This window comes from Candidatus Methanoperedens sp. BLZ2 (genome assembly GCF_002487355.1).
Classification (GTDB): Archaea; Halobacteriota; Methanosarcinia; order Methanosarcinales; family Methanoperedenaceae; genus Methanoperedens.
The window spans coordinates 1-12,517 of record NZ_NTMG01000043.1 but is presented as its reverse complement, the minus strand read 5'-3'; the positions used below and the strand labels follow the sequence as shown (position 1 = coordinate 12,517).

Genomic DNA, 12,517 nt, shown 5'->3' with positions numbered 1-12,517 from the left:
GTCTTAGACCCCGTTGGATTCACAGCACCTTGCCGTTCGCAGCTCTCTGCTATATTCCAAGACCGGAGATGCTTAATTTCGGTGATGTGATTGCTGCCTTCCGTTACACAGAGAACGTCGGCTTCCAAGATCAACAGAATTTCGGGGCTTATAACCTTCACATCCATTATATTGCGGCCTGGTATCCCTTCCCCCCAGCTTCACATTCGGTCTGTTACCAGACAGGGTGTGGGGTTCAGTTCTGAGGTGGCGGCTAGCCTTTCCTCATGCTGGATTTGCACCAGCTGGCGACTACGAACTTTGCTCGGCGCGCCTGTGTCCTCTGTGCGCTCTGTGGTTTCTTCATATAAGAAGATAATAAAAAGTCATAACTGGCATATCTACATATTACCGATATTAGGCAGAGTTAAGTACGGCAACCAATAGAACATTATTTGCTAATTTTAGGGGCACATGAGCAATAAAAAAATATTTCTTATTTTTACAATTTCTTTTTGAATTATTTATATAAACAGCGTCCTTAATTCCCACAATATCTTCGGATTTTTCTTAAATAAAATTGGCAGCACTTTTGGCAAAGCCATTTTGCTGGTATCTATCCCGGACAGTGAATGAGCCAACTGGTTTAACTGCTCATCTGATACCTTTATAAGAAGATTTTTTATCATGAGGGATTTACTCAATTCTTTCCCAATGGTAGCGCGCCACCTGTCTTCGTATTCTTTTAATATCTTAACCGAATAATCTCCTTTTTCTTTTGCCTTGATACACACTTCCCCTGCAATTTTTCCTGCATCCATTGCATTGATGATACCTCCTCCGGTCAGAGGATCTGACTGCCTTGCCGCATCACCTACAAGAATAAGACCATTAGCCACTGTTTGTTTTATCGGTCCGCTTACGGGAACGCCTCCAACTACCATTTCAATGATCTTACCCTGCGGCATATAAGTTTCCATGAATTTATGGAGTAATGAAATCGGCCTTACAGTACCGCATTTGCTCCCGAGGATCCCCAGGCCTAAATTTGCCGTATGTTCTCCTTTGGGAAATAACCACAAGTAACCTCCAGGTGCGTATTTTTCTCCAATGTAAAATTTGTTGTATTCACCTGCATCAATATTTGAAACAAGGAACTGGGTGCATGTGTTGATATCCACAGGTTTCAAGGATGTATCTATTCCTCCCCACCTGCCTACCTTGGATTCCACACCGTCAGCCCCGATGACTATGCTGGCTTTGATCTCAGTGACTTCTCCCATGTACATAACTTTTATACCTGAAATGCTTCCATTGCTCCTTAATAATCCGGTGGCCCTTGTTTTTACCATAACATCTGCGCCTGCCATGGCTGCCTGCTGTGCAAGCACGCGGTCAAAAATTTTTCTTTCGAGATTAAAACCCGCTTTCTGGCTTGAGGCTTCTTCAGACATTTTAATCTCAGTCCCATCAGGCGCAAATATCATTGAGCCTTTTAATTCAGCAGCTATCCATCTGCTATCAGGCTCAATATGGTGTATTAAACCTTCTTTTCCAACTCCTTCTGCGCATCTTACAGGATCTCCTATCTCCTGCCTTTTCTCAATGAGAAGCACTTCCAGCCCTGCCTGTGCACAGGTTTTTGCAGTGATCGAACCGCCAGGACCTGCCCCAACTATAATAACATCATAACTGGATCTCATTTTATTACCACCAGCGCCCCAACAGGACATATTTTTGCACACACTCCGCAGCTCGTGCAGGTATTATCCACTTCTATCCAGGTTTCCACCAGCTCAAGAGCGCCAGCGGGGCATACTCCCACGCAGGCTCCGCAGTAACCACACTTATAACGATTAACAATAACACTCATAGGCTGCCTTGCTAACGCATTCAGCACATATAAATTTTGTTAAGCGTTCATGTACTCTGTGGTTAACTCACAAAAGAATCCTTTATCTTCGATTTCCTGATGGACCTCAACTGCCTCAAAGAGCACTGGAATACTTAATATTTTGATATCATTGTTTATGATATAAAGCTGTTCTATTCTTCTGGCTGAAATTCCAGCTTTTAATAATTTTACCCTTTCCTCGGAAGTTTTTAACATACGACTATCTCCATTTTCTTTGTTTTTTGAACACGTCCGTTTTTCTACTGGAATATACGTCTTCATAATAATCATGATGAGCATTAATAGTATTAAATATAATGAAAGTTTTTGGGTTTTATTCAGTTCTTATAAGCTTTATTATTGTTTATTTTAGTTTTATATTGTTTATTAAGTAATTTTTTAGTGTTTGGGGCTTCTATAATGTTTTAAAACTATATGTGTATACTCACGAAGCTAACTATTGAAAATCTTAATTAGCATGATTTATATATGGTCAAGCAGGATGTGACGATATTGAATAAAATTATTTACAAATATGCCAGAATTACGAATCCAGAGGACAATCAGCCGGAACAGATAAAAAAGATATTTCCGGATATATCACCCGTAAAAAAAGGAGATATTGTGGCTATCAAAATTCACCCTGGTGAATATGGCAATACAACACACATTAGACCGGTGATCGTGAGAACAGTCGTTGACATGGTAATAAAAGAAGGCGGGATACCTTTTGTTACAGACACTACGACCTTATACAAAGGTATGAAGCTGAATGCTGCAGAACTTATTCAGGGGGCGGCTATGAACGGCTTTACCCATGCGAGTACGAATGCTCCCTTTATCGTGGCAGATGGATTAAGGGGTGGAGACGGGAGAGAAATAAAGATCAATGGAGATGTGCTTGATAGCATCACAGTTGCATCAGGTATCGCAGAAGCTGATTCCATGATAATCATCTCTCATGGGAAAGGGCATCCGGCCTCAGGATTCGGCGGCGCCGTGAAACATCTTGGCATGGGATGTCTTGACAGGGCAGGAAAAATCAAAGTCCATGAAGTGGGAAAACCTTCTATCGATCCTGAAAAATGCATCCAGTGCGGGGATTGCGTGGAAGTTTGCCCGTGGGGGGCAATCTATCCGCCCCGGATAGACCATTCAAAATGCTGCGGAGAGTTATCCTGCGCAGATGCGTGCAAAAACGAGGCAATAATCCCTCCGGCGAATGCATCTTTTAAAATGCAAAAAAGATTAGGCGAAGCAGCACTTGGCCCTATCAAGGCGCTAAAAGGGCGTATCGGTTATATCAACTGGGTTTATGATCTTACACCCGGATGCGATTGCTTTAATTTTTCAGGTGAGCGTTTTGTGGAAGATATTGGAATACTGGCAGGAACAGACCCGGTAGCTATTGATGCTGCCACAATTGACCTGATAAATGAACGAATGAAAATAAACGGTAAGTCGATGTACCACTTATGGGGTGTAGACCCATCCATACATCTGGAAGCCGCTGAAAAAATAGGTTGTGGCAGCAGAAAATATTCATTCGGGAATTTGTAAAGATATTTTGTGGTCGGGGAATTAATATTTAAATTGTCATACATCTCCGGCGCCAGTATAAGGATAATCAACCACAGAGAGCACTGAGAGCACAGAGATTTGTGATTTTTCTCTGTGTCCTCTGAGTGCTCTGTGGTTTTTATTTGGATTTATAGAAGTTACCCTGCGCTGTCACTGTTCCAAAATCCAGTTATGCCAGTAGTTATTTAGATGTAGATTTCACAAATTGCGCTGCGAAGCATAAAAAACTCAAAACTATTCGTGCATAAGCCCTATATCTATTCCTGTTCATTAGTTCCCTATGCAAGTAAACGCAGACCTTCATATTCATTCAAAATATAGCAAGGCAACGTCCCCGAAAATGGATCTTCCTACCTTAGCTTCAGAATCGATGAAGAAAGGTATCCAGCTTGTAGCTACAGGGGATTGTCTCCATTCAGGGTGGCTTTCAGATATCAAGACCTTAAAGGAAGAAAACGGTGTTTTCAGGCTAAAGGCAGGTACAGATACAAAAACAAAAAAGGATGCCAGTTTTGTCCTTACAACCGAGGTCGAGGACATAAACCAGGTACATCACCTCCTGATCATCCCTTCAATTTCTAAGGCAGAAGAGCTATATGAGTTCATGAAACCCCATTCAAAAGACATAGACTCTAACGGCAGGCCTAATGTCAGGCTGGATGGTAAAGAGATCGCGGACGCTGCAATATCTGCAGGCGCCCTTATCGGGCCTTCGCATGCTTTCACTCCATGGACTGCCATGTATGCATATCATAATTCACTCAAAGAATGCTATGGGGACAGGCATAAGCATATTTATTTCCTGGAACTGGGATTGAGCGCAGATACTTCTTATGCAGACAGGATTGCAGAACTTAAATGCCTGACTTACCTCTCAAATTCGGATGCGCACTCACCTTATGTCAATAAACTCGCCCGCGAGTTCAACCGTTTTGAAATGGAAGATATAAGTTTTGATGAACTGAAGATGGCAATAATCCGGGAGAAAGGAAGAAAACCTGTTCTTAACGTGGGAATGCCGCCAGAGGAAGGAAAATACAACGAAAGCGCATGTATCCGGTGTTTCACGCATTATACAATAAAAGAGAGCATCATGAAAAAATGGAAATGTTCGTGCGGGGGAACTATAAAAAAGGGGGTAAAAGACAGGGTAAATGAGCTCGCCTCTTTTGATGAACCGCAATATCTGGATCACAGGCCGCCATATATTCATATCATCCCATTATCAGAAATAATCGCAAAAGCACTGGGGGTCGGCCCCAACACCAGAGGTGTCCAGAGTGTCTGGAATGCTCTGATTGACCAATATGGGTCTGAAGTAACAGTGCTCATTGATGCGGATATAAAGAATTCAGGAATCGATGCGCGGGTTATCAGTGCTATAATTGCTTTCAGGGAAGGGAAGGTAAAGGTAAATCCGGGTGGAGGAGGACAATATGGAAGTGTTGAATTGCCAGGCTCAATTGCATCCGGGCCCCGAAAGATGAATAAAAAAAATTGTGACCCACAAACATCATTGTGCAATTTTTGATAAATAAGCAATTATAAAAATGGAAAAGATATTAGCAGCGTAACATTTATCATGGTAAATAGATATATAACCGACTGGGTTTTATGAAAGTATCAAATATATTCATTTATTTATTCTTAATATCGTTATTTTCAGCTCCAGTTTCTGCTGACCTTATTATAGAAAGTAATGCCACGGTCAATATTCCAGATAAAGATTACTGGAGTACGGCAATAAGTCCGGATGGCACCACGATTGCATATGTTTCTTATGACACATCAAGAAATCAGCAGATCTTCACGATAAAAACCGACGGGTCAGGAAGAAAACAACTAACTAATGACTTAAATCGGAAATGGGATATTGAATGGCTAACAGATGAACTCGCTTTTATGTCTTATGACAATGTTGGTATAGAAAAAATATTCATTGTTTCACTGGATGGATCAAAGGTAAGGAAACTACTCAATGAAACCATCCGCCAGGGAAAAGAACCTATAAAAAGAGATCGTTTCTGGGGTGCAGCCTCGTGGAATCCAGCAGAAGAAAAGATATTATTCACATCATTTGAAAAAGGGGATGAAAAGATATTCGAAGTAAATATCGATGGAACCGGACTGAAAACGGTTATTAATGATACCTCACGCCAGTGGAACCCCCGGTGGAGCCCGGATGGCACTTCCTTTGTTTTTATATCACAGGACAAAAAGAATCTTGATCAATTATACATTGCCAATGCCGATGGTATAACACAGGTCACAGATGATGTTTTTAAGAAATATGATCTGAATTGGGGAAAGAATGGTATTCTTTTTGTTTCGACTGAAACCCAATTAGCAAGCAGTGAAAAGATATTTGTCATTAATCCTGATGGCACCGGAAAAAGACGTCTTATAGAAGATGGTTTCAACCAAGGAAATCCCACGTGGAGCAGGGATGGGAATACAATTCTTTATGAAGCTACAGACATCAAGGGAAATAAATTAGTTGAGTTATTGAATCTTCAAAAATCCGAAGTTATATCCACAGTATCCCCGACCCCCACAGTTACAGGAACGATCACACCAGCTGCCACAGGAACACCGGTAATTGAAAAAACACCGGAGAAAAATACCCGGGAAGAACTCGTATTACCCCTTATATTTATACTTGGTCTTATCGTGATAATAATACTGGCATCCCGCGCATACACAGATTCTAAGTCAAAGAAGAAATGATTATTCCACTACTTTTGGCATTAATCCTTTTTTATTAACCCACCAATATGCTGCCCAGGTCGCAATTATTGTAGAGGAGATGATAAGCGTCAAATACCAGCCCTGGTCTTTGGGCCCCATGTCAAAAGCCGCATTTCCCAGCACAGTGGCAATAGTATTTGGAACCAGAACTGCCGTGCCTAATATGGTCAACCATGTCATGACAAGAGCCAGCCTGTTATTTAATATCTGGAGCTGGTTATTGTATATACTCTGAAGCACTTCAAGTCCTGAAGCAAGCACATCGGACATATGTTCACTCAGGGCAATATGCCTGTTCACGTCGTCTGAAAGGATACCTACTCTTGCAAGCAATTTCGGGCTGTCGCTTATCAATTCGGCATCACCATGCCTGAGTGAATTCACTACGTCAAGGGTAGCCCAGAGCGTATCCATATAACTTATAAGGGCATGTTTCATGTTATGGATCTCAGGAGCGATCATTCCGCGTGGTGACTTCGGATCCATCAGGATCTTGCTCAATTCATCCCCCTGGGATTCAATCTGTCTTAGATGGTCAAAATTCCTGTTGATATTTTCATCTATAAGCCTTGTCAGGATTATTGTCAATTTGTCTTCCAGTATCAGGGTTGGCTTTATTTTTCTCATGAAAGCGTCGGCATAGCGGGAAAGACGCACAAGACGCGTCACGTTCTCTTCATGAATCGTGACGATCAGGTCTTTTCTTATGAGGAAAAGTATCGGACTGATAAGAACATCAAATTTCTTTACTGCAACTGCAGGAAGCATCAATCCCATTTCCGTATCCCTGTCCTCATATGCAGAAAGATAGCTGGACAGGATTGTAGGCGCAAGTGATGAACTGAACCCCAGGGACATTGCAATAATTTCTGCATCCTTTTTGATGTCTTTTACAGGAAAATTTAACCATGCTACTGAAGAATCTTTTAAGAATGAAATAAAATCATGCGGATTATCCCCCATTAATTTTATGGGTCTTCCCCCCGATATTGGTAGTGCGACACAGAAAGCCTGCTTGCTGTCAGGAAGAGGCAGTGGGATGCAGCCAGACTCTTTTTTTTCATCCGGTATTGAAGTAATCTGTGCAGGTTTTCCCTCGTTCATAATATTGCCTCTTTAGTCCCTAACCTTATATGCAAGGTATTATATTTATATCTGCTCTGCCTCGATTTCATGCACATTTTTTGCAGGCTTTTGCGAGCTTATCCGATGCTTCGTTTATTTTTTTATTAAATAATCCAATATCTTTTTCGATTATTATCATCTTTTTATTAATAACAGCAATCTGTCTTTTTGTTTCAAGAGGCGAAGGACCCCCCATTACTTTGCGTTTCCTGACATTATCCACAGGGTCAAGAGCGTCCCTGATAGCTTTTTCTGTCAGACCTCTATCGCTTAATTTCTCATGGATTATTTCTGATGAGAGTTCATCAAGCATTGAAAGAGTTGGAGTCAAACCTGTTTTTGCAATTGCGCCGACAATATGGTGTGCAGTCCGAAAAGGAATACCAGTGGTCCGTACAATGACATCAGCAAGCTCGGTAGCTGTCATAAAACCTGTATTTGTCGCTGTTATCATGGCATTTTTCTTAACACTCATTGTCCCGATCATACCCCTGGCCATTCGAACTGAAGCCCGGACAGTATCAAGGGCACGCCACAGGTGTGGTGTTGCCTCCTGAAGGTCGCGATTGTAGCTGTAAGGAAGGGCTTTGCATATCGTCAGTACAGACACAAGTGCGCCGTTAACAGTTCCGGCTTTTGCGCGCATGAGTTCGGCAATATCGGGATTTTTCTTTTGCGGCATGATCGAGGATGTTGATGAATAACTGTCATCAAGTTCAATAAATCCGAATTCTGATGAACTCCAGAGTATCAGTTCCTCTGCCATTCTACCCAGATTTGTCATCATGTTTGAAAAACAGCTTATGCTTTCGATCATAAAATCGCGTGTACTGACTGCATCCATGGAATTTTCGATTGCCGAATCAAAACCGAGAAGTTCAGTTGTCTTTTTCCTGTTTATCGGAAAACCTGTGGAAGCAAATGCAGCAGCACCGAGGGGATTCTGGTTGGTGTTCTTGTATGCAGCTTTTATTCGTTCAATATCACGCAGGATCGCATTTGCATGAGCAAGAAGATTATGAGAAAGTGTGGTGGGCTGGGCATGCTGGGTATGGGTGTATCCTGGCATTATGGTTTCATGATGCTTTCCTGCTGTTTTTATAAGCGTTCCAACAAGGTCTTTTGCTTCCTCCATAAGAAATAAAAGTTCCGTCCGCAGCGTAAGGCGTATGCATGTCGCAACTTCGTCATTGCGCGACCTTCCTGAGTGCATCCTGCCGCCCGTATCTTCACCCACCATTTCAATGAGGCGTGCTTCAAGAGCAATATGTACATCCTCATAGGATGTATCAAGTGCTGATATGCCCTCTTTTTGTATTCTGTCAAGACCCGAAAGAATTGCACAGCATTCGTTCTCTTTTATTATATCCTGTTCTTTCAGCATGACAACGTGTGCCTTATCAACCTGGATATCAGCATCGAATATACGTTTGTCAGCTTCCATTGATGAAGTGAAGCGCATGATATCTTCGTCAGGTGCTACCTGAAGCCGCCCTCGTCTTAATATATTCATAAATTCTCTTTAATTCATGTCAATGGTTATAAATATAGGGGCTTTTGATCAATTAATTCAAAACAAGATCGATTATTTTTTTATGAGATTAAAGTCGGAATCTCAGGCTTTAAATGGATACGATTTACTTATTGATTTTCCGGATTGATGGTTTTCAAGCCCTGCTTTCTATTGCCTCAGAAGCCATTGAAGACGTTATTTTTGCAAGCCTCTTTCTGACATCAACAATATTTACATCTATTTTAGCATTTTTTTGCAGATATTCAATAAGAGGCGATTTCTTTGCTTTAATGATAGCTAGCCGTATTGTTGCATTGGCAATATTTTGAGGCATATGATTATTTGTTCCAGAAACTGCTGCAGAGTCCATTTATTTCACCCATATAATATTTATTTTAGTTATCTTAACTTCATATAGTATATGTAATGAACCAATATTTAAAGATTAGAAAACGGGTATTTTAAGAATTTCTGCAAAAAATGGGAGAAATACGGCAGCAGACGAATAAAGCTATATAGTTGAGAGTAAAGTATAATACTTATGTCTCAACAAAAGTTCGTAGACAGGAAAGAAGAGCTTGGGTTTCTTGAGGAACGATACAAAACAGACATTGCCGAATTTATCGTTTTGTATGGAAGAAGACGTGTGGGGAAAACAGAATTATTGCTGAAATTCCTTGATAATAAGAAAGGTATCTACCTGCTTTCATCAACAGAAGGAGACAGGCAAAACATCAAAGATTTCTCCAGAGCAGTCGGCCGTTTTATCGGAGACGAAAATCTGGGCGCTCTTGAGTTCGATAGCTGGCAGAGTTTTTTTGAGACTGTTTTTAAGCACAGATCATTTGATGCCATGCTGAAAAAAGAAAAAATCGTCATAATTATCGATGAATTTCCTTTTCTGATACAAAGCAATAAGGACATACCATCCATTTTTCATAAAATCTGGGAACTCATAATGAAGAAGGAAAACATAATGTTAGTCCTGTCCGGTTCTGCGATCGCGGTCATGGAATCAGATGTTCTTGACAAAAAAAGCCCGTTATACGGAAGAAGAACCGGCCAATGGCAGGTCCAGCCGCTCCATTTCTCTTTTTTGAAAGAATTTTTGCCTTATTCTATGGAGGAATTGGCTATGGTGTGGTATACAGTTGGAGGCATTCCAGAATACCTATTGAAATTCAGCCCAAAAATATCGTTTTGGGAAAACATCAAAAATAATGTCCTGAAAAAAGGAACCTATCTTTACATGGAAGCGGAAGCATTGCTTAATGATGAATTCAGGGAGCCAAGAAATTACAAGCTGATTTTTAGAGCAATTGCACTGGGTTCCAATACTCTTGGGGAAATATGCAATAATACCGGGCTTGATAAAAGCATGGTATCCAAATATCTTGATGTGCTAAAGAGCCTGCACATTATAAAAGAGGAAATTCCGGTAACTGCTTCACGCAAATTCAAAAAAAGGCTCTATTTAATATCTGACCCTTACTTCAATTTCTGGTTCAGGTATATTTACCCGAATAAGATCGACTTAGAAGCAGGCAGAAGCGAAGAAATCACTGCACTTATTAAAAATGATTTCTCAGATTATGCAGGGCATATGTTTGAAGTTTTGGTCGAAGATTTGATACGGACAAAATACGCATTAAAACAATTTTCATTTTCAGAAATCGGCCGCTGGTGGCATGTTGGTGAAGAGATTGATATTGTTGCGTTAAATGATGCCTCAAAAGACATTGTTTTCGTTGAATGCAAATGGCAGAATCTAAGCCACAAAGATGCTGAACGAGTGCTTTTCGATTTGCAGGAAAAAAGCAAACATGTAGAATGGAACCCTGGGAAAAGAAAAGAGCATTTTGCGGTATTTGCGAAAAAGATAGAAGGAAAAGAGCATCTTAGAAAAAAGGGCTTTATTATATGGGATTTGGAGGAATATTAAGATGAAGCGGTTTGCCATTAAGGCATTGATGGCATAATCGCATAAAGAGATTGATTGGAAACTATACAGAAAACCTTATATATTCACTTACTGAATAATTCAGTAGGTGAATAGAATGAAGTTTATCGACCGAACTGAAGAAGTCAGATATCTGAAGGAAGCTGCTGAATTGTCCCAAAGCAAGCTTTTTACTGTTTCCATTACTGGCCTTCGAAGAGTGGGAAAAACAAGGCTCATTCTGGAATTATTATCTAAGGCTGACCTGTACTTTTTTGTAAACAAAGACAAGGAAAGCACAAGTCTCCTGCAGGAATATTCCGGTATTCTAAAGACAAGAAAAATCCTTACCGAGCTTGAAGTATTAACTGACTGGGATGCATTTTTCAGGATATTATTCGAACGATTAGAAGGAATTGTTGCTTTTGATGAGTTCCAGAATTTTGTGGCTGTCGACAGGTCGGTTTACGGCATACTTCAGAAATATATCGACTTAAACGAAAACAAAACGGGGCTCTTCATTATTTTTTCAGGCTCTACGGTCGGTTTAATGAAAAAGCTCTTTTCTGACTCAAAACAGCCCCTGTACGGGCGCCTCAAAAGAAAGATGCCCTTAAAGCCGTTAAAGTTTTGCGATACTCTGGAGGTATGCAATACGCTTCGAATAAACAATATTGAAGATGCAGTGCGGCTTTATGCAATTTTCGGCGGGTTTCCAAAATATTATGTTACCTTAGAGGATGAGCAGCTCGGGTGTGCTGGCTTTGAGAAAATAATGGACAGATTATTTTTTGATGAGAATGCAGTTCTTGAGGACGAAGCAAACCAGATACTTTCACTTGAATTTGGCAAAAGATCCGGAATATATTACGACATCCTTGCAGCCATAGCATCGGGAAATACAAGAATAAGCGAAGTTGCATCGTTTCTTAGAAAGAAAGAAACCGCACTGACACGGCAAATGAATGAACTTATAAATCTTTTTGAGTTTGTCTCTGTTGAGAAGCCAGTCACAGGCGGAAAGGGTGTTTTTGTTATCAACCATCCACTTCTTAATTTCTGGTTCAGGTTTTTTTACAAGAACATATCCAGCTATAAGCGGCGTGAAAAACCTCTTATTAATAAAATAAAGGATAATATGAATGCATATATTGGGTTAAGATTTGAAGGTGTTTGTCAGGAATTCCTGGAAAATCAAAAACTCGGTTTTGATAAAACCGGGCGATGGTGGGGTGCTTACAGAGATATCGAAGGTGATCGAAAAGTCGCGGAAATAGATATCGTTTCAATTAATGAGCAAACAAAAGAAATATTATTTGCAGAGTGCAAATGGCAGGACAGGGTTGATGCGAAAAAGATTTTGGCACAGCTTAAGGGAAAAGTAGAGTATGTAGAATGGCACAAAGATAAAAGAAAAGAACGCTATGCTATTTTTGCGAAATCATTTAAGGAAAAAATAAAAGAGCCTGATTTAAGGCTGTTTGATTTAAAAGATATTGAAATGGCTATGAAATTCATGGGAGTGTAATCTTTTTTGCTGATGCTTCTATTATGTAATAGAAATATTATAGGAGTTGAGTGACATGGCAGAATTATTTACACAAGAACAAGCAAGGGCATGGCTTAGGAAAAACAATTTAAAAACAGGTAAAAGCATCCAGGATGCGTTTATTAACGAGATAAAAGGAGTTCTTCAAGAAGCATTAGAAGAAGAGATGAATAACACTCTTGGTTATTC

General features: G+C 40.4%; 11 protein-coding genes. 5 read left to right on the top strand and 6 right to left on the bottom strand.

The annotated features are described in order from the left end of the window. Positions 1-503 precede the first annotated feature (503 nt). From CL181_RS07955 to CL181_RS07945, 3 genes are read right to left on the bottom strand one after another with little or no spacing between them, the layout of a single operon-like run. Positions 504-1,682, bottom strand: a complete 1,179-nt coding sequence (locus CL181_RS07955; protein ID WP_097298780.1) for an NAD(P)/FAD-dependent oxidoreductase — start codon at positions 1,680-1,682, stop codon at positions 504-506. After that, positions 1,679-1,852, bottom strand: coding sequence for a 4Fe-4S binding protein (locus tag CL181_RS07950; protein ID WP_097298779.1), 174 nt, complete (start codon positions 1,850-1,852; stop codon positions 1,679-1,681). The genes CL181_RS07955 and CL181_RS07950 overlap by 4 nt, the downstream gene beginning before the upstream one ends. A 39-nt stretch (positions 1,853-1,891) precedes the next feature. Next, on the bottom strand, positions 1,892-2,089 hold the full coding sequence (locus tag CL181_RS07945) for a hypothetical protein (protein ID WP_097298778.1): 198 nt from the start codon (positions 2,087-2,089) through the stop codon (positions 1,892-1,894). Between the two features lie 273 nt (positions 2,090-2,362). On the opposite strand from CL181_RS07945, the gene CL181_RS07940 reads away from it, so the two are divergent. The 3 genes from CL181_RS07940 (at position 2,363) to CL181_RS07930 (ending at position 6,181) form a co-directional block, all read left to right on the top strand. Continuing rightward, entirely contained in the window at positions 2,363-3,433 is a 1,071-nt protein-coding gene (locus CL181_RS07940; protein WP_097298777.1) for a DUF362 domain-containing protein, read from the top strand. 301 nt (positions 3,434-3,734) lie between these two features. After that, positions 3,735-4,985 (top strand): TIGR00375 family protein, encoded by a 1,251-nt coding sequence (locus tag CL181_RS07935; RefSeq protein WP_097298776.1) that lies wholly within the window; start codon positions 3,735-3,737, stop codon positions 4,983-4,985. 83 nt (positions 4,986-5,068) lie between these two features. Further along, positions 5,069-6,181: a DPP IV N-terminal domain-containing protein gene (locus CL181_RS07930; RefSeq protein WP_097298775.1), complete on the top strand. Its 1,113-nt coding sequence runs from the start codon at positions 5,069-5,071 to the stop codon at positions 6,179-6,181. Here CL181_RS07930 and CL181_RS07925 read toward each other — a convergent pair whose 3' ends face one another. From CL181_RS07925 to CL181_RS07915, 3 genes are all read right to left on the bottom strand, one after another. Then, the gene (locus CL181_RS07925; protein ID WP_097298773.1) at positions 6,182-7,306 is read right to left on the bottom strand and encodes a CorA family divalent cation transporter; all 1,125 of its coding nucleotides are present in this window, start codon (positions 7,304-7,306) and stop codon (positions 6,182-6,184) included. It abuts the gene before it with no gap. 67 nt (positions 7,307-7,373) lie between these two features. Beyond that, positions 7,374-8,840, bottom strand: coding sequence for an argininosuccinate lyase (argH, locus tag CL181_RS07920; protein ID WP_097298772.1), 1,467 nt, complete (start codon positions 8,838-8,840; stop codon positions 7,374-7,376). A 154-nt stretch (positions 8,841-8,994) separates the two neighbouring features. Next, positions 8,995-9,210, bottom strand: a complete 216-nt coding sequence (locus CL181_RS07915) for a hypothetical protein (protein WP_097298771.1) — start codon at positions 9,208-9,210, stop codon at positions 8,995-8,997. 171 nt (positions 9,211-9,381) lie between these two features. Between CL181_RS07915 and CL181_RS07910 the strand changes: the two genes are divergently transcribed. Both CL181_RS07910 and CL181_RS07905 read left to right on the top strand, forming a co-directional pair. After that, on the top strand, positions 9,382-10,782 hold the full coding sequence (locus CL181_RS07910) for an ATP-binding protein (RefSeq protein WP_097298770.1): 1,401 nt from the start codon (positions 9,382-9,384) through the stop codon (positions 10,780-10,782). 115 nt (positions 10,783-10,897) lie between these two features. Beyond that, positions 10,898-12,307, top strand: coding sequence for an ATP-binding protein (locus CL181_RS07905; RefSeq protein ID WP_097298769.1), 1,410 nt, complete (start codon positions 10,898-10,900; stop codon positions 12,305-12,307). Positions 12,308-12,517: the final 210 nt, after the last annotated feature.